Origin of the sequence: Methylobacterium sp. E-005 (genome assembly GCF_022829725.1) — a bacterium.
In the GTDB taxonomy this organism is placed as follows: Bacteria; Pseudomonadota; Alphaproteobacteria; order Rhizobiales; family Beijerinckiaceae; genus Methylobacterium.
In genome coordinates, this window is sequence record NZ_JAKSYG010000217.1 from 1 (window position 1) to 17,527 (window position 17,527).

Annotated in this window: 14 protein-coding genes and 1 pseudogene; 9 read left to right on the top strand and 6 right to left on the bottom strand. The window is 67.8% G+C overall.

Annotated features, from left to right (window positions below; all coding sequences use genetic code 11):
* Positions 1-214 (top strand): annotated as a pseudogene (locus MKK88_RS25415) (transglutaminase family protein); the annotation flags it as partial.
* A gap of 124 nt (positions 215-338) precedes the next feature.
* A complete protein-coding gene (locus tag MKK88_RS25420; RefSeq protein ID WP_244004737.1) occupies positions 339-986 on the top strand; it encodes a L,D-transpeptidase in 648 nt (215 codons plus the stop codon).
* Between the two features lie 111 nt (positions 987-1,097).
* Here the strand turns inward: MKK88_RS25420 and MKK88_RS25425 are convergent, their stop codons facing one another.
* Together MKK88_RS25425 and MKK88_RS25430 are read right to left on the bottom strand one after the other, a co-directional pair.
* Positions 1,098-1,448, bottom strand: a complete 351-nt coding sequence (locus tag MKK88_RS25425) for a hypothetical protein (RefSeq protein WP_244004739.1) — start codon at positions 1,446-1,448, stop codon at positions 1,098-1,100.
* A 133-nt stretch (positions 1,449-1,581) separates the two neighbouring features.
* On the bottom strand, positions 1,582-2,070 hold the full coding sequence (locus MKK88_RS25430; RefSeq protein WP_244004741.1) for a phasin: 489 nt from the start codon (positions 2,068-2,070) through the stop codon (positions 1,582-1,584).
* 246 nt (positions 2,071-2,316) lie between these two features.
* On the opposite strand from MKK88_RS25430, the gene MKK88_RS25435 reads away from it, so the two are divergent.
* From MKK88_RS25435 to MKK88_RS25455, 5 genes are all read left to right on the top strand, one after another.
* The gene (locus MKK88_RS25435) at positions 2,317-4,737 is read left to right on the top strand and encodes a PAS domain-containing protein (RefSeq protein WP_244004743.1); all 2,421 of its coding nucleotides are present in this window, start codon (positions 2,317-2,319) and stop codon (positions 4,735-4,737) included.
* Between the two features lie 278 nt (positions 4,738-5,015).
* Positions 5,016-6,962 carry an acetate--CoA ligase gene (gene acs, locus MKK88_RS25440; RefSeq protein ID WP_244004745.1) on the top strand — a complete coding sequence of 649 codons (1,947 nt, stop codon included), beginning with the start codon at positions 5,016-5,018 and terminating at the stop codon, positions 6,960-6,962.
* Between the two features lie 137 nt (positions 6,963-7,099).
* Positions 7,100-7,474 (top strand): DUF485 domain-containing protein, encoded by a 375-nt coding sequence (locus tag MKK88_RS25445; protein ID WP_244004748.1) that lies wholly within the window; start codon positions 7,100-7,102, stop codon positions 7,472-7,474.
* Complete coding sequence (locus MKK88_RS25450; RefSeq protein ID WP_244004751.1) at positions 7,471-9,153, top strand: cation acetate symporter; 1,683 nt, start codon at positions 7,471-7,473, stop codon at positions 9,151-9,153. Before MKK88_RS25445 ends, MKK88_RS25450 begins: the two co-directional genes overlap by 4 nt.
* Positions 9,154-9,404: 251 nt before the next feature.
* A complete protein-coding gene (locus MKK88_RS25455) occupies positions 9,405-11,087 on the top strand; it encodes an MFS transporter (protein ID WP_409566706.1) in 1,683 nt (560 codons plus the stop codon).
* 584 nt (positions 11,088-11,671) lie between these two features.
* Here the strand turns inward: MKK88_RS25455 and MKK88_RS25460 are convergent.
* The gene (locus tag MKK88_RS25460; protein WP_244004753.1) at positions 11,672-11,950 is read right to left on the bottom strand and encodes a hypothetical protein; all 279 of its coding nucleotides are present in this window, start codon (positions 11,948-11,950) and stop codon (positions 11,672-11,674) included.
* A gap of 26 nt (positions 11,951-11,976) precedes the next feature.
* Between MKK88_RS25460 and MKK88_RS33950 the strand changes: the two genes are divergently transcribed.
* Positions 11,977-12,102, top strand: a complete 126-nt coding sequence (locus tag MKK88_RS33950) for a hypothetical protein (protein ID WP_279602532.1) — start codon at positions 11,977-11,979, stop codon at positions 12,100-12,102.
* Positions 12,103-12,265: 163 nt separating this feature from the next.
* Here MKK88_RS33950 and purH read toward each other — a convergent pair whose 3' ends face one another.
* From purH to MKK88_RS25475, 3 genes are all read right to left on the bottom strand, one after another.
* On the bottom strand, positions 12,266-13,864 hold the full coding sequence (purH, locus tag MKK88_RS25465; protein WP_244004755.1) for a bifunctional phosphoribosylaminoimidazolecarboxamide formyltransferase/IMP cyclohydrolase: 1,599 nt from the start codon (positions 13,862-13,864) through the stop codon (positions 12,266-12,268).
* A 70-nt stretch (positions 13,865-13,934) separates the two neighbouring features.
* On the bottom strand, positions 13,935-15,683 hold the full coding sequence (locus tag MKK88_RS25470) for a heparinase II/III family protein (RefSeq protein ID WP_244004757.1): 1,749 nt from the start codon (positions 15,681-15,683) through the stop codon (positions 13,935-13,937).
* Between the two features lie 173 nt (positions 15,684-15,856).
* Positions 15,857-16,807, bottom strand: coding sequence for a metal ABC transporter substrate-binding protein (locus tag MKK88_RS25475; RefSeq protein WP_244004759.1), 951 nt, complete (start codon positions 16,805-16,807; stop codon positions 15,857-15,859).
* Between the two features lie 157 nt (positions 16,808-16,964).
* Here MKK88_RS25475 and MKK88_RS25480 point away from each other — a divergent pair, with 157 nt between their 5' ends.
* Positions 16,965-17,486, top strand: a complete 522-nt coding sequence (locus tag MKK88_RS25480) for a Spy/CpxP family protein refolding chaperone (RefSeq protein ID WP_244004762.1) — start codon at positions 16,965-16,967, stop codon at positions 17,484-17,486.
* The last annotated feature ends 41 nt before the right edge of the window (positions 17,487-17,527 follow it).

A 17,527-nucleotide genomic window follows, 5' to 3' on the forward strand; every position in this document is an offset into this window, starting at 1 on the left:
TCCGGCGCCGATGGATTTCTCCGCGTGGTTCGAGGCCTACCTCGACGGGCCGTCCGGCCCGCGCTGGTACACGTTCGACGCCCGCCACAACCGCCCCCGCATCGGCCGCATCGTCATGGCCCGCGGCCGCGACGCGACCGACTGCGCGATCTCGACCAATTTCGGCTATGCCCATCTCGCCCGCTTCGACGTGCACACCGATGAGGTGATCTGATTAACCAGCACGGGTGAAACGGCCTGCGTATTCCGCCGCGCACCGAAATCGTGGCGGTTGTGTGGAACTGGTCGCCTATGCTCACGCTTGTAATGGAAAAGGTTATTGCACAGGCAGGCCACCCATGAAGACCACGGTCACCGCTCTCGCCGCGCTGCTCGGCTCGGCTGTTCTTGCCGCAACGCCCGTCCTTGCTGCGTCGTCCTACGATCCCTTCGGGAGCGGAGACGCCGACACGTACTACCAGGATCAGGGCCCATACGGTTACCAGGGCACCTATGTCCCGGGTTACGGCCAGGGCGTTCAGGCCGCGCCGCAGGCCCAGGTCCAGCCGATCCCGCGGGAAGTCGTTGCGTTCAACGCACCCTACGCCCCCGGCACGATCGTGGTCTCCACCGCCGAGCGCCGGCTCTACTTTGTGACGGGAAACGGTGAGGCGATCCGCTACGGCGTCGGCGTCGGTCGCCCGGGCTTCAGCTGGAGCGGCACGAACACCATCACGGCCAAGCGCGAATGGCCGTCGTGGACGCCCCCGAAGGCCATGATCGCCCGCCGCCCCGACCTGCCGCGCTACATGGCTGGCGGCATCGAGAACCCGCTCGGCGCCCGCGCCATGTATATTGGCCACACCGAGTACCGCATCCACGGCTCGAACGAGCCGGATACGATCGGCCAGGCGGTCTCGTCGGGTTGCATCCGCATGACCAACGAGGACGTCACCGACCTGTACGAGCGGGTGAAGGTCGGCGCCAAGGTCGTGGTTCTGAACTGAAAACGCCGGTCCGGCTGCGGCCGGTCCGTCTGGAATCGACCAGGCCGCGGCGTCCATGCCGGACGCCGCGGCCGTGTCGTTCCAGGGCATTCGTTCGCGGGTGGGCCTGCCCTACGGTACGACGTGGCCGACGGCGGTCTGGGGCGGGCTGAAGGAGGCGATCGGCAGATCGCAGAAGCAGCGCACGCCGAGGGGCCGCGGCCCCGGCAGGGGACAGGAGAACGGCTTCGGCCCGGTGATGCCCTGCTGGATCGCGTCGCAATTGAAGCCGACGGGCCCGCGCTCGACCCGGCGCGGCGGACGACGGTAGCCGCGCTCGTAACCCGGATCCTCATAGGCAGGGCCATCGACATACTGCGCCCGTGCCGCCGGGCCGGGCAGGGCGGCGGCGAGCGCCAGGGCGGCGATCGTGAGGCGGACAGCATCACGCAGGCGCGGAGGCCCGGAGACAGCGCGGCGCATCGCAAAAATCCTTCGCTCGATGCGGACGGCATCTCGTCCGCCGGGCGGCTCTCGGTGGCAATACGGGCAAAAACGAGACGGCCCGCCACCGGTAACCGGCAGCGGGCCGCATGATCATCGCGCGGTGGCGATGTTAGTGGCTGGCGCGCTCGGCGGCGTCCTGCGCATTCTGCGCGGTCTGCTTGGCGGCGTCCTGGCCCTGCTCCATGGCCTTGCGGGCCTCGTCGGCACCCTGCTGCATGGCCGACTTGGCACGCTCGGCACCCTGCTGCATCGCGCTCTGCGCCAGGCCGCTGAACTCCTTGGCCTGCGCCTGGATGGCAGCGAACTGGCTGCGCACGAACTCGGCCTGATGCTGCATCGCCTCCTGCATGTCGCGGGAGCGAACCAGCTTCTGAGCGAGGTCCAGGGCCGCGTTCACGTTCTGCTCGGCATACTCGAAGCCGCGGGTGGAGACGTCACGGGCATTGGTGCGCGCGAGCTCGGCGGAACCCTGGACCGTGTCAGCCGTACGGCGGGCCGCGCCGATGAAGCTGTCGAACGCCTTGCGGGCCTGCTCGACGCTCTTCTCGGCCATATCGCGCATCTCGGCCGGGACTTCGTAGTTCGGGGGATTGGCCATGTGTCGTCTCCTCTCGTTTCTGCCTGTGGATGGCTGTTTGTGCAGTGCACAATAACCGATTCGCGGCCATATGCCAGCCGCGCCACTGGCGTTAAGGTTGACATAACGTAAACGTGTGACGGTCGTTGCGAAGATTTAGCGCGTCCGCGAGAGAGCGTTTACAAAGGGCGCGGGTCGTCTGCGTTTCTCGGTGAGAGGAACGTCGGATCGCGTTTGGGTTCGAGGTCGCGAGCTTTGGAGACGACATTGATACCGGCCGACCCGGAGCGTGAGCGCGGCCTCGCCGCGGCCTTCACGGCCTGGAAGCGGCTGCCGAACCTGTCGCCCGCGCTCGCCGGGCCAGATGCTGTTCATCTCGTGTTCGATGCGGTGGGCGGGCGGATCCTGCACGCCTCCGAGGCGGCGCGTACCCTGTCGGAGGCTCTGGCGGGCTCCAGTCTGGCCACCCTGTGCCGGCAGATCGCTTCAGCGGCCCCCGACGATTCCACGCCCCGGCTCGCGCGGCTTCGGCTCGATCCGCGCCGGATCGCGCCGCCGACGCTTTGCTGGCTCGCGCGCGGTCGGCAGGACGACGGAACCCCGGTCATTCTGGTGGCGCTCACGGGACCGGTGAGCCCGCGGGCCCGCAAGCGCCAGCCTGAGGCCGCACCGGCACCGGCCCAGGCCCCGGCGCCCGTCCGGGGGGATCGCTTCCTGTGGCGGCTCGACCCCGCCGGCACTGTCACCCTGTTCACAGGGCCTGACATCCTGGCCGGCCTCGTCGGGCAGCGCTTACAGGATCTCGCCGCAGCCGGTGGCATATCGGGGGCGGACGGGGCATTGGCGGCGCTGCGCGACCGGAAGACGTTCCGGGGCGAGCCGGCGGTGCTGGATGCCGGGGCCGGGCCGTGCCGCGTCGAGCTGTCGGGCGCTCCAATCGGCCGTGGCGAGGCCGCCTTCGCGGGCTTCGCCGGCTTCGGTCTGATTCGCGGACTGCCGGCTCCGGCGGCGGAGCCGGTGGCGAACGCATTGCCCGAACGATCCGAGCCCCCGCCTCCGCCCGCGGCGGATCCCGTCGTATTGCTGTCCGAGCCCGGCCATGCCGCGACAGCCGGGCCGGAGCCGGCCGCGACCGCTCTGTCGACGGACGAGCACGCCGCGTTCCGTGAGATCGCGCGGGCGCTCGGTGCGCGCTATGCCGGCGATGAAGCGGGCTCTGAACAGACCGCGCCCAGGCCCGAGGGCGGCGCCGTCATGCCGTTCCCGGGCCCGCAGACGGCCCTATCGGAATCGCGTGACGGTCGCGGCGGCGCTGCATCCTCCAACGACGTCCTGAACGGTCTGCCGCTTCCGGCCCTGATGCATCGGGATGGGGTGATCCTCGCCGCAAACCGCAGGCTCCTGGCGATCACGGGAGACGCCGACCTCCCAGCCCTGTCCGGGCGCGGACTGGGCGGCCTGCTTCCCGGCGCGCTGGTGCCGGACGCACCGGAGGCGGCGCCGCGCCTGACGGCCGTCACCTGTGCCGACGGACAGACCCGGCCGGTCGAAATCCTGAGCGGTGCGGGCAGCTGGGCCGGCGAGCCGGCTGCCTCTCTGATTGTTCGACCGGTCGACGAGGCCGATGCGGCCACCGCCCTGACGGCCGAGCGCCTTGCCCGCGCCGCCCAGGCCGAGCGGGCCCTCAGTGCCGAGGCTGCCCTGAATGCGCTCGATAGCGGCATCGTCATGCTCGATCAGGCGGGGCGGATCGTGGCGGTGAACCGCGCCGCCGCAACCCTGTTCGGCTGCGAGCCCCGGGAGATCGTGGGCGGCAGCTTCGTTGCGCAGTTCGATCGGGATTGCGTGCTGACCGTCGCGGATGCCCTGCGCGGTGTGGTGGGAGGCCCACGCCGCGTGACGCTCGGGGGCGTGCCTGTGACTCTCGATGTCAAGACGGCGGCGGGGGATGGCCGTCTGGTCGCCATTCTTGAAGTCGCGAACCGGCCCCGTGTGCTTGGGACCTCGGAAACCCTGGATCGGGAGGCTTCGAACGGCGCCGGCACGGCCTTGGCCCGGCTGGATCGTGCGGTCCGCGAACCGCTGCCGGCTATGATCGAACTCGCCGACGCGATGCTGAAGGAGCCGTTCGGCGCCCTCGGCGACGCGCGTTACCGCGCCGGCCTCGCCGAGATCAAGGCGTCCGGCGACCGGATGCTCGAACGCGTCGGAAAGCTCCTGGACCTCGCGGCCGTGGAGGCCGGCGCCCTGCACCTCGAACCCCGCCGTCTGGATCTCAACGACGTCGCAGCCGGATGCGTGGCGCAACTCCAGGCGCAGGCGGCTCGCGGTCGCATCGTCGTGCGCACGAGTTTCTCCAGCGATCTTGCGGAACTGGAAGCCGACGAGCGCTCAGTGAGCCGCGCCGCGGCCCTGATCATCGAGAACGCGATCCGGCGTTCGGCGGCCGGCGGTCAGATCATCGTGTCGACCGGAGCGGCCGAACTGACGACCGTCGCCCTGCGGGTCCGCCATACCGGGGCTGCCGCGCGGCCCTCGCCCGAGCTGGCCGGAGATGTCGAGGAGGGACTCGCCCTGCCCCGCGCCCTTGTGGAGGCCAATGGCGGCCGGCTTCAGCTCTCGACGCCGGCCGAGGACGGCACGCTGGTGGAGATCATCATGCCGACGCGGCGAGCAGCGGGCGGTTGAGGCTTCCCCTGGGTCGGAGCAGCCGCTCTCCGGCACGGGGTGTTCGAACATACGGATGGGCGTATCCGAAACTCTTCCTGCGCTCGGCTTGACAGCTCAACGCCAACCCTTCACTCACCACGTTACATTGCGCCCAATATATTTAGCGGATACGGCAGCCCGGCGCGTGAAACGACGATGATATCGCCAGCGTAGAGTGTAGGCTACGTTACTTTGGAAGTCCTGGCTGCGCGGCACAGACCGCGATACGATCGGGCGCCAAGCAGGGATGGAAAGCCATGGAAGGCAAGGTCATCGAGGTACAGGCCGCGTGGCGTGAGGGTGCTCACGTCGACGACGCCCAGTACCAGGACATGTACAAGGCGTCGATTTCCGATCCTGACGCTTTTTGGGCTGAGCACGGCAAGCGCATCGACTGGATGAGCCCGTTCTCCACGGTCAAGAATACCAGCTTCGAGCCGGGCAAGATCTCGATCAAGTGGTTCGAGGACGGCACGACCAACGTCGCCCACAATTGCATCGACCGGCACTTGGAAACCCGGGGCGACCAGACCGCGATCATCTGGGAGGGCGACAACCCGGATGAATCCAAACACATCACGTACCGGGAGCTGCACGCGCAGGTCTGCCGGATGGCCAACGTCCTGCGCAATCGCGGAGTCGGCAAGGGTGATCGCGTCACGCTGTACCTTCCGATGATTCCGGAGGCGGCCTACGCAATGCTCGCCTGTGCGCGTCTCGGGGCGATCCACGCCATCGTGTTCGGCGGTTTCTCGCCGGACTCCCTCGCCTCCCGCATCCAGGGCTGTGGCTCCAAGCTGGTGATCACCGCCGACGAGGGCCTGCGCGGCGGCCGCAAGGTGCCGCTGAAGGCCAATGTCGACGAGGCGATCAAGCGCGTCGGCGGCGATCTGGTCGACCACGTCGTCGTGGTGCGCCGCACCGGTGGCAACGTCGCGATGGAGCCCGGCCGCGACGTCTATTACGACGAGGCTGCCGAGCAGGTGACCGACGAGTGCCCCGCCACGGCGGTGGACGCGGAGCACCCGCTGTTCATCCTCTACACCTCGGGCTCGACCGGTCAGCCGAAGGGCGTGGTCCACACCACCGGCGGCTATCTCGTCTACGCGTCCATGACTCACGAATACGTCTTCGATTACCGCGAAGGCGACGTGTACTGGTGCACCGCCGATGTCGGCTGGGTGACCGGCCACAGCTACATCGTGTACGGGCCGCTCGCGAACGGCGCGACGACGCTGATGTTCGAGGGGATCCCGACCTATCCGTCGAGCTCCCGGTTCTGGGAGGTGATCGACAAGCACAAGGTCAACATCTTTTACACTGCGCCGACGGCGATTCGCTCGCTGATGGGCGGCGGTGAGGGTCCGGTGAAGAAGACCTCGCGGGCGTCGCTGCGGGTCCTGGGCTCGGTCGGCGAGCCGATCAACCCGGAAGCCTGGGACTGGTACTACAACGTCGTCGGCGACAAGCGCTGCCCGATCGTCGATACATGGTGGCAGACCGAGACCGGCGGCATCCTGATCACGCCACTCCCGGGCGCCACCGCGCTCAAGCCCGGCTCGGCGACGCGGCCCTTCTTCGGCGTGAAGCCGGAGATGGTCGATGCGGAGGGCAAGGTCCTGGCGGGCACCTGTGAGGGCAATCTCTGCATCGCCGATTCCTGGCCGGGCCAGATGCGCACCGTCTACGGCGACCACGAGCGGTTCGAGCAGACCTACTTCTCGACCTACCCTGGCAAATACTTCACCGGTGACGGGGCGCGGCGCGACGCCGACGGCTATTACTGGATCACCGGTCGGGTCGATGATGTCATCAACGTCTCGGGCCACCGGATGGGTACAGCCGAAGTGGAATCGTCGCTGGTTGCTCATCCTAAAGTTGCAGAAGCCGCGGTCGTCGGCTACCCGCACAATGTGAAGGGCCAGGGCATCTACGCCTACGTGACCCTCAACGACGGCGAGGAGGGCGATGACGCGCTGCGCAAGGAGCTCGTGACCTGGGTCCGCAAGGATATCGGTCCGATCGCCTCGCCCGACCTGATCCAGTTCGCGCCGGGCCTGCCCAAGACCCGTTCGGGCAAGATCATGCGCCGGATCCTGCGCAAGATCGCGGAGGACGATTTCGGCTCGCTCGGAGACACCTCGACGCTGGCGGAGCCGGCGGTGGTCGATGACCTGATCGAGAACCGGCAGAACCGGGCCTGATCGTGCCCGCGCCTCCGAGACGGCGGCGCGGGACTTCATCGAGGCGGATGCCGGTCCGGCGCCCACCTCCAACAAGAACCACGAATCTTCAACGCGATGAACCCGGGGGCCGGAGAGCCCTCGCGGGAGGAACGGTCATGAGCAGCGGCACGACACTCGGCGCCCGGGGACGCCCGGCACCCCCGGGGACAGCCACCCTCGGGACAGATCAGGATCCGCAGGTTGCGCGGATCGCCCGGTCCCCGGAATTCCAGCAGCTGGTGAGCGAGCGCACGCGCTTCGCCTGGACGCTCACGGTCCTGATGCTGATCGTCTATTTCGGCTTCATCGGCCTCATTGCCTTCGACAAGTCGCTGCTGGCCGTGAAGGTCGGTGGCACCGCCTCGCTCGGGCTCTTCGTCGGCGTGTTCGTGATCCTGTTCGCCTTCCTGCTGACCGGCATCTACGTGGCCCGGGCCAATACGCGTTTCGACGCGCTCAGCGACGCCCTGAAGCGGAGCTTTGGCCGATGAACCGCCTTCTCCTTGGGCTGACCCTCGCCGCCGTCGCGGCCAGCGCAGCCTACGCGGCCGGCCCGGATCTCGGCGCCGTTCAGCAATCGGCCACGAACTGGCCGGCCATCCTGATGTTCCTGTTCTTCGTGCTGCTGACGCTCGGCATCACCTACAAGGCGGCCAAGGGCACCAAGTCGGCGGCCGACTTCTACGCCGCCGGCGGCGGCATTTCGGCGGGTACCAATTCGCTGGCGATCGCCGGCGACTACATGTCGGCGGCCTCCTTCCTGGGCATCTCGGGCCTCGTCTACACGTCGGGCTTCGACGGGCTGATCTACTCGACGGGCTTCCTGGTCGGCTGGCCAATCGTGCTGTTCCTGATCGCGGAGCGGTTGCGCAATCTCGGCAAGTTCACCTTCGCCGACGTAGCGAGCTTCCGCCTCGATCAGACCTCGATCCGCATCATCTCGGCGGTGGGCACCCTCGTGGTGGTGGCGTTCTACCTGATCGCCCAGATGGTCGGCGCGGGCAAACTGATCCAGCTCCTGTTCGGACTGCCCTACCTCTATGCGGTGATCATCGTCGGCGTGCTGATGATCGTCTACGTGGCCTTCGGCGGCATGAAGGCGACCACCTGGGTGCAGGTGATCAAGGCCTGCCTGCTGCTCGGCGGCGCGACCTTCATGGCCGGCGCTGTGCTGCTCAAATACGGCTTCAACCCGGAGGTGCTGTTCGCCAGCGCCGTGCAGGTCCATCCGAAGGGCGATGCCATCATGGCTCCGGGCGGGCTCGTGTCGAACCCGGTCGAGGCGCTCTCCCTCGGCGTCGGCCTGATGTTCGGGACCGCCGGCCTGCCGCATATCCTGATGCGGTTCTTCACCGTCTCGGACGCCCAGGCCGCGCGCAAATCGGTGTTCTACGCCACCGGCCTGATCGGCTACTTCTACATCCTCACCTTCATCATCGGCTTCGGCGGCATCGCCCTGCTGATGTCGGATCCGAGCTACTTCAAGCTCGGTCCCGCCGGTGCCTTCGACAAGCTGAAGGACATGATCGGCGGCACCAACATGGTGGCGGTGAATCTGGCCAACGCGGTCGGCGGCCCGTACTTCCTGGGCTTCATCTCGGCGGTGGCCTTCGCGACGATCCTCGCGGTCGTCGCCGGCCTGACCCTCGCCGGCGCCTCGGCGATCAGCCACGATCTCTACGCCCAGGTGATCGCCCGCGGGCGCACCACCGAGAAGCATGAGGTCAACCTCTCGAAGTTCTCGGCGGTGGTGATCGGCCTCGTGGCGATCTACCTCGGCTACGTGTTCGAGAACCAGAACGTGGCCTTCATGGTCGGCCTGGCTTTCGCGGTCGCGGCGAGCTGCAACTTCCCGGTGCTTGCCATGTCGATCCTGTGGCGCGGCACGACCACCTGGGGGGCGCTGACCGGCGGCCTCGTCGGCCTAATCTCGGCGGTCACCATGGTGGTTCTGTCGAAGGCCGTCTGGGTGACGACCTTCGGCCACCCCGCCCCGTTGTTCCCCTACGACAACCCGGCCCTGTTCTCGATGCCGCTGGCCTTCGCGACGATCTGGGTGGTGTCGCTGATGGACAAATCCCGGCGGGCTCAGCGTGAGCGGGCGGCCTTCGAGGCTCAGTACGTGCGCTCTGAGACCGGCATCGGAGCGTCCGGCGCGCACGCGCACTGACCGTCACACGGCACTGGACGGGACCCGGAGGGCGCGGCGAAGGCCGCGCCCTTCCTGTTTTCCCAGACGGTGTGTGACGATCCGCGACCGGCCATGTTGATGGGCTCGATCACAAACGCTTTACCAATTGACCCGGGCCACGCTTCCTATAACGCATAGGTGATCTGCATCTCGCGCAAGGCGAGAATGGAGAGACATCCGATGCCGCCGGTGAAATGCCGACAGGCCCATGGTGTTGGGAAGGGTTGATCATGGCTATGGCGACCGCAGTTCCGCGGGCGGGTGAGGCGGCGCGACCGATGAGTTCGGCCGAGAAGCGGGTCATCTTCGCGTCTTCGCTCGGCACCGTGTTCGAGTGGTATGATTTCTACCTCTACGGATCCCTCGCCGCGATCATCGGCGCCCAGTTCTTCTCGGCCTACCCGCCAGCGACGCGCGATATCTTCGCCCTGCTGGCCTTCGCGGCCGGGTTCATTGTCCGCCCATTCGGCGCCCTGGTGTTCGGCCGCATCGGCGACCTCGTCGGGCGCAAGTACACCTTCCTGGTCACGATCCTGATCATGGGCCTGTCGACCTTCATCGTCGGCGTGCTGCCCAACGCCGCCACGATCGGCATCGCGGCGCCGATCATCCTGATCGTGCTCCGGCTCGCGCAGGGTCTGGCCCTCGGCGGCGAGTACGGAGGCGCTGCGACCTACGTGGCCGAGCATGCCCCGAACGGCCGGCGCGGCTTCTACACGAGCTGGATCCAGACCACCGCGACGCTCGGCCTGTTCCTGTCGCTGCTGGTGATCCTGGCAACCCGAAGCTTCACGGGCGAGGCCGCCTTCGCCGAGTGGGGCTGGCGCATCCCGTTCCTGGTCTCGGTGCTGCTGCTCGGCGTCTCGGTGTGGATCCGGCTCCAGCTCTCCGAATCGCCGGCCTTCAAGAAAATGAAGGCGGAGGGCAAGACCTCCAAGGCGCCACTCACCGAAGCCTTCGGCCAGTGGCGGAACGCGAAGTTCGCGCTCATCGCCCTGTTCGGCCTCGTCGCCGGCCAGGGCGTGGTCTGGTACACAGGCCAGTTCTACGCGCTGTTCTTTCTGCAATCGATCCTGAAAGTGGATGGCTATACGGCGAATCTCCTGATCGCATGGTCGCTGCTGCTCGGCACCGGTTTCTTCGTGGTGTTCGGCTGGCTGTCCGACAGGATCGGCCGCAAGGTCATCATCCTGGCGGGCTGCGCGATCGCGGCAGCGAGTTTCTTCCCGATCTTCAAGGGCATCACCGCGGCGGCCAATCCGAAGCTTGCAGCCGCCATCGAGTCGGTGACGGTAACGGTGACGGCCGATCCCGCAGCCTGCGGGACGCTGTTCAACCCGGTCGGCACCCGCGTGTTCTCGGCACCCTGTGACCTCGCCCGCGACTTCCTGGCGAAGTCCTCCGTGCGCTACACCACCGCCGCCGGTGCGGCCGGCCAGCCGGCCACGATCCGGGTCAACGGCACCGAGATCCCCTACCCGCAGGGCGGCAATGTCGAGGCCAACACGGCCACGGCCGCCGCGCTCCAGGCGGCTGGCTACCCGAAGGCCGGCGACCCGGAAATCGTGAAGATGGCGAATCCCTTCGACATCTTCCGGCCGCAGGTCGCCACGGTGATCGGCCTGCTGTTCATCCTCGTGCTGTTCGTCACGATGGTCTACGGCCCGATCGCGGCCATGCTGGTCGAGCTGTTCCCGACCCGGATCCGCTACACCTCGATGTCGCTGCCCTACCATATCGGCAACGGCTGGTTCGGCGGCCTGCTGCCAGCGACCGCCTTCGCCATGGTGGCGCAGACCGGCGACATCTATTTCGGCCTCTGGTACCCGATCGTCATCGCGGTCGCGACGGTGATCATCGGCGTCCTCTTCGTGCCGGAAACCAAGGATCGCGACATCTTCGCGGATGGCTGATCCCCCGGGCCAGCCCTGACGGTCGACAACGCCCGGGCGGCTCGCGCAGCCCGGGCGTTGTCGTTTGAAGCGTCGGTTCGCGCGGCGGGGTCGAGCTCCAAGATCGGCCCCGCCCATGCCGCCGGGGGCATGCGGCATCCTATCGCTCCCCTGAGTTCGAGCTCACGCCCCAGGACGATGACAGGATTTGTATTAAACGCACAAATATAAAACGAAGATGATGAAGACAACATTGAAATCGTATTTGGCCCGGTGAACCGCAGTGATCCTTCTCTTCCGAACGCCAACGAGCGGGTGAAGGTTAGTAGCCGGTCGGGTATTTGGCTTCGTTAACTAATTCTCGTATTTCTGGCCAGAAACCTCCGGGGCCTTTATTCGGTATCCGGCTGAGAACGGCGCTCCCAATGAACGAAATGTCAGGATTCGAGACGTGCAGCTTGTCCCCACGTCATTGCTCCGCAAAGGTGGCACAAAACCGCCGCTTCTATTTGTAATATTGTGGCCCCTGACGACGATCGTCTTATGGTTAGCTATCAACCGCATCGCAGGCCACCCGGTCTGGTGGTGGTGACGGTCCCGCGCGATCAGTTGTCCTGCTGGTATCCGCTCATGTAGGCGCCCAGCAGATAACCGGATTGATGCGCGCCAAGGTAACCCAACGTAATCATTATATGAAGCACGTCGAGACCGTACGTTGTAATAAACATGCCCATCGATGTTAGCATGATGACGGACGATGTCATGGCCAAAACCACGGCCGTGCAGGCTCGACCGACAAACCATCCGACCACGAACACCATGACAGCAACAAGCATCTCGCCACCCAGACTGGATCCGTTTGAGGTGATGCTATGCGCGATCATCCTGCATCGATCCTCACGATGATGACGTGATGAACTTCTGGCATCAACCCCAGGCTCAGGCGAGCACAACCATCGACAGCTCGGCGTGCGACGCTGAAGAGATCTGCCGCGATGCTTTCGATGCACTGCTGATTGGTAGAGACGGCGTCTGATCGGCTATTGCCCAATCACGAACCGTTGGCCGCCAGCAGAATGCACGCCCGGTCCACACATCGTCGTCCGCCGGTCAAACTGAGGGAATCGTTAACGCCTGGCCGTCGACCGGGTCAGCTTCGATCGCCCACCCGGACAGGCTGCCGGGGCCGCCGAAGGCGGTCAATGCCGGAAATGGCGATGTCCCGTGAGGACCATGGCGAGGCCCGCCGCGTCGGCCGCCGCGATCACGTCGGCATCGCGCATGGAGCCGCCGGGCTGGATCACCGCCGTCGCCCCCGCTTCCGCCGCCGCCATCAGGCCGTCGGCGAACGGAAAGAAGGCATCGGACGCCACGACGGAACCGACGGCCAAGCTCTCGGACAGGCCGAGGCGTTTCGCCCCCTCCGCAGCCTTCCAGGCGGCGATGCGCGAGGAATCGACTCGCGACATCTGCCCGGCGCCGATCCCGACCGTGGCGCCGCCCCTGGCGTACACGATGGCGTTGGACTTCACGTGCTTGGCGACCCGATAGGCGAAGCGCAGATCGGCGAGTTCCGCCTCGGTCGGCGCACGCTTGGTGACGACCTGGAGCGGCATGTCGTCGACCACGGCCGCGTCCCGGCCCTGGATGAGCAGCCCGCCAGCCAGTGACCGCACGACCTCGCCGGGCGCCCGCGGATCGGGCACGCCGCCGGCGAGCAGCAGACGCAGGTTCTTCTTGCCCGCGACGATCGCGGCGGCCTCGGGCGTCGCGTCCGGCGCGATGATCACCTCGGTGAAGATCTCGACGATCTTTTCCGCCGCCTCAGCATCGAGCGTCCGGTTGAGCGCCACGATCCCGCCGAATGCCGAGGTCGGGTCGCAGCTCAGCGCCCGTTCGTAGGCCTCGATCAGGCTCGCCCCCTCGGCGACGCCGCACGGGTTGGCGTGCTTGATGATCGCCACCGCAGCCATGCGGGCCGGATCGAACTCGGCGACGCATTCGTAGGCGGCGTCCGTGTCGTTGAAGTTGTTGTACGACAGCTCCTTGCCCTGGAGCTGCCGGGCGGTCGCTACGCCCGCACGGGGCTTGCCCGGGGCGCGATAAAAGGCGGCCGTCTGATGCGGATTCTCGCCGTAGCGCAGCCCCTGCGCCAGGGTGCCCCCGACAGCGCGGAACGGGGCTGGCGTTTCGGCGCCGAAGCGGCCCGCCATCCAGTTGGCGATGGCCGCGTCGTAGGCCGCCGTGCGGGCGAAGGCCTTCTGCGCGAGGCGACGACGCATGTCGGCCCCGATGGCCCCGTCATGAGCCTCCAACGCGACGAGCACGGCGGCATAATCCGAAACGTCGGTGACGACGGCCACGTCGGCATGATTCTTGGCCGCCGCGCGGATCATCGCCGGGCCGCCGATATCGATGTTCTCGATGCAGTCGGCATCGGGACGGTCGGCCGCGATCGTCGCCTCGAACGGGTAGAGGTTGACCACGAGCAGATCGATTGCACCGATCCCGTGGGCGGCGAGCGCAGCCTGATGTTCGGGATTGTCGCGAATCGCCAGCAGCCCGCCATGCACAGCCGGGTGCAGGGTCTTGACCCGCCCGTCCATCATCTCCGGGAAACCCGTCAGGTCGGCGACCTCGGTCACCGCGAGACCCGCCTCCTGCAGGGCGCGGTGGGTTCCGCCGGTGGAAACCAGCGCGATCCCGCGGGCCTGCAGCGCCCGGGCGAAGTCGACGAGGCCGGTCTTGTCGGAGACCGAGAGGAGCGCGCGGGAGATCCGCACCTGATCGTGGGCCATGGTTTCGTGCCGGACATTCGAGATTTCGTCGCGCGGTAGCATGGAACCGGGGAGCCCGGCCAGCCATCCGTCAGGCCGGCGCCACGCCCCGCAACGGGGCCGAAGCGAGCCGCGTGAAGCTCCAGCGCACCTCGACATCCTCGGAGACGGTAAGGTGGAGGGCGATCTGATCGGTGCGGCGGGGCCCGGTGAGCCCGGAGAAATAGACGCTCTCCTCCAGCGCGATCTCGGCATTCTCTGCCTGGAACTGCCAGATCTCGCCGAGCGCCGAGGCGAGTTCCAGCCCCTCAGGCACTCCGCGCACGGCGATGCCGGGATGGAGATGGAAGCGGATCGCTACATCCTGGGCGCGGCGGCGCGCCCGGCTGCCGGCCTTGCCTTGGCGCAGGAACGCGTCGCGGCCCTCCAGGCGTGCCGCCATGGGGAAGAGTTGCCAGCGGCGTTCATGGACGATCCCGAAATCGGTTGCGAAGCCGTCGTGCCGGGCCGCGAGCAGCATACTGTCGGTGTCCTCGGCCCGCTCGGCCTCGACCTTCGACGGGCCGCCCAGAACAACGGGACCGCGCCGCCGGATCAGCCAGTCGGCGAGCTGTCGCTCGCCCCACCAGCCGCTGCGCGTGAGGAAGCGGCACGAGGAGGCGCGGGCCACGGAGGCCGTGGAATGGGCGGGCGTCGAGCGGGCCAGCAGACGCAGGTCCGGCCCACTTGCCGGCAGGCCGCAATTGACCACGATCCGTTGCGGCCCGCTCGACATCTCGAAGGCGAGACAACCCGCTCCGGCATTGACCGAGTATGGCAGGGGCGGGCTCGCGCCGACATCGGCCACGATCACGATCCGGCCGCCCTCCAGGCGCTCGTAGCCCGAATTCGGCGCGTGCATCAGCGGTTGGGCGAGTGCGCCGTCATAGACCAGCAGGGTCGCGAGGTGATCCGCATCGGTGGCGCCCATGCCGTTAAAGTGGCTGAGCGAGGCGTCCGGATGGCGCAGGAGACGCAGGAGCGGCAGCATCCGGTCAATAGCGCGCAGCAGCGCCATGGGCGGCTCCACGCTGCGGCTCAGATAGCTCTGGCGCAACGGCAGCAGATCGAGCAGCAACTCCATGGCGAAGCGCGGGTCGCGCGAGCGGTGGCCGCCATCGGTGAGGATCTGGCGATCGAGTTCCCGCGACAGGACTCGGGTCGCACGCCGGAGGATCGGCTGGATGCCGTCACAGCACAAGCCGGCGTAGCAGAGCGCAACGGACGCGTTCAGCCGCCATTGCGGCGGCACGCCCCGCCGCAGGTCGCGTTCCAACTGCTGGGCGTTGCGGGCGATCGCCTTGAGAAAGCTCTGGTAGAAGGCGTGGTCGGCCCCCTCCAGCACGAGGGGCGACTGGCACAGGAACGAGATCAGCCGTCTGGCCGCCACCGGGGTCTGGCGGGCCAGCCCCGGGTCGCCCCGTCCGGCGATGAAGTCGGCGACGAAGGCGCGGGCGTTGGCCCGGGCCAGGGCCGTGTCGGCGGCGCGCAGATGGCGCAGCCAGCCGAAGCCGTAAAGCTCGTCGGCCCATTCCGGCGAGGGGGGCGCATAGTCGAACGGCGAGCCGCCGCTCGCCGCGAGCGAGCGCCCGGCGAAGACGAACAGCCCGGCATAGATGTCGTCCGCGAAGGTCGCGTCGGAGGTTCGCAGGTCCTGCGGGGCGATCACCAGCCCGGTCACCCGCATCCGGGCGAGGAGGTCGGGCGGGGCGGTCAGGCTGGCGCCCGCCGCACGGATCGCGCGCACGCCCTCGCGCGCGACGAGCCGATAGAAGCGCCAGCGGTCAGGCCCCCAAGCCACGCGATCTCCGAGCTGCGCGATCCGACAAGGCCCCAAGGCCCTGAGCCCCCGCGGACGAGGATCGGCTGGCACCCGTTACGTAAGGCTAGAGGGGGCCTCTTAACCGCCGGTTTACGCTATGTCATGCCCGTCGCGCCGCGGGCGAGGCGCCGCAGGTCGGGGCGCACGTCGACTCAGTGCGGCGAAAGGGCCGCCGCGAAGGCACGCAGGTTCGCCCGCATCATGTCGAGATAGGTCGGCGCCTTGCCATCCGGTCCGGAAAGCGCGTCGGAATAGACCTTGCCGCCGATCCGGGCGCCGCTCTCCCGGCCGATCTGCTCCATCTGCCGAGGATCGCTGATGTTCTCGAGGAACACGGCGGGGATCTGATCCCGGCGGATCTGCCGGATGATCTCCGCCACGTCGCGAGGGCTCGCCTCGCTGTCGGTGGAAATACCCTGCGGCGCCAGGAACTGCAGGCCGTAGGACGCGGCGAAGTAGCCGAAGGCATCGTGGGTGGTGATAATCCGGCGACGCTCCGGCGGGATGCCGTCGATCGTGGTGCGGACCTCTCGCTCCAGGACATCGAGTTCGGCGATATAGGCCGAAGCCGCTTCCCGGTAGGCGTCGGCACGGGCCGGATCGACCTTCACGAGGCCATCACGGATGTTGGCGACATAGATCCGCACGTTGGCGATGCTCTGCCAGGCATGCGGATCCGCCGCGCGGTCGCCGTGCGCATGCCCGGCGCCACGGGCGTGCTCGTTCTCGGCGAGGATCGGTTTCACCCCGGCGGAGGCGACCACGACCGGCGCATGCGTGCCCGAGGCCCGGATCAGCCGGTCGAGCCAGCCCTCCAACCCGAGCCCGTTGACGACCACGATGTCGGCCTCGGCGAGCTTACGCGCGTCGGCCGGGGTCGGGCTGAAGCCGTGGGCATCGGAATTCGGCCCCACCAGGGTGGAGACGACCACCCGTTCGCCGCCGACCGCCCGGACAAGGTCGCCCAGGATCGAGAAGCTCGCCACCGCCCGCACGGGGCTTGCGTCCGACGCCGCACTGGCCGGCCCCGCGATGCCGACATTCAGAGTGAGGATCGCGAGGCCGATGAGTACCCGGGCCAACGTCTGGATCTGTCCCGCCATCCCGCGCGTCGCCTCACGTCCCGTCGGTACACCGCGTCCCGCCATTAGTGTAACATTGTTACATACACAAGCGGGATACACGCCGGGCGTTCGATGGGTGGCGTCGGGCGTCATCGCGGCAGGTCCGCCGGCGTCCCGCCGTGATACGGAGATTGCCATGTCCCGACGTTTGAGAGCCGTCCTCCTGGTGACCGGTGCCCTCGGCCTTGGACTGACCGGCGCCGCGGCCGCCCGCGATCACGGGCCGGACGGGTTCCGGGGCCATGGCCGCTGGAGTGCCCTCAGCCCCGAGGATCGAGCCGCATTCACGGATGCCCGGATCGCCGCCCTCCATGCCGGCCTGAAACTCAGTGCCGATCAGGAGAAGCTGTGGCCGCCGGTCGAAACCGCGATCCGCGACATGGCCAAGCTGCGCCAGCAGCGGCGCGCGCTGATGCGCGACCGACCCCGGTTCGCGGACGACGCCCCGGCCGCCCTTCGCGCGATGGCGGATGCCGCCACGGCGCGTGGCGAAGCCCTGCGCAAGCTCGCCGACGCCTCTCAGCCGCTCTACGCGAGCCTGGACGCGGATCAGAAACGGCGCGCCATGATCCTCGCCCGGCCGATGGGCGGCCACGGGATGCGGGGCAGCCGGCATCACGACCACGACGACGATCACGGCCGGCACGACGACCACTGACCCAAAAACCTTGATCCGCGGCGGCGGCGGCGGCAAACCCG

Bases quoted from the DNA above. Each gene is read 5' to 3' on its own strand.
- MKK88_RS25420 (WP_244004737.1), top strand. From the start codon at position 339: ATGAAGACCACGGTCACCGCTCTCGCCGCGCTGCTCGGCTCGGCTGTT.
- MKK88_RS25425 (WP_244004739.1), bottom strand. From the start codon at position 1,448: ATGCGCCGCGCTGTCTCCGGGCCTCCGCGCCTGCGTGATGCTGTCCGC.
- MKK88_RS25430 (WP_244004741.1), bottom strand. From the start codon at position 2,070: ATGGCCAATCCCCCGAACTACGAAGTCCCGGCCGAGATGCGCGATATG.
- acs (WP_244004745.1), top strand. From the start codon at position 5,016: ATGGAAGGCAAGGTCATCGAGGTACAGGCCGCGTGGCGTGAGGGTGCT.
- MKK88_RS25445 (WP_244004748.1), top strand. From the start codon at position 7,100: ATGAGCAGCGGCACGACACTCGGCGCCCGGGGACGCCCGGCACCCCCG.
- MKK88_RS25450 (WP_244004751.1), top strand. From the start codon at position 7,471: ATGAACCGCCTTCTCCTTGGGCTGACCCTCGCCGCCGTCGCGGCCAGC.
- MKK88_RS25455 (WP_409566706.1), top strand. From the start codon at position 9,405: ATGGCTATGGCGACCGCAGTTCCGCGGGCGGGTGAGGCGGCGCGACCG.
- MKK88_RS25460 (WP_244004753.1), bottom strand. From the start codon at position 11,950: ATGATCGCGCATAGCATCACCTCAAACGGATCCAGTCTGGGTGGCGAG.
- purH (WP_244004755.1), bottom strand. From the start codon at position 13,864: ATGGCCCACGATCAGGTGCGGATCTCCCGCGCGCTCCTCTCGGTCTCC.
- MKK88_RS25475 (WP_244004759.1), bottom strand. From the start codon at position 16,807: ATGGCGGGACAGATCCAGACGTTGGCCCGGGTACTCATCGGCCTCGCG.
- MKK88_RS25480 (WP_244004762.1), top strand. From the start codon at position 16,965: ATGTCCCGACGTTTGAGAGCCGTCCTCCTGGTGACCGGTGCCCTCGGC.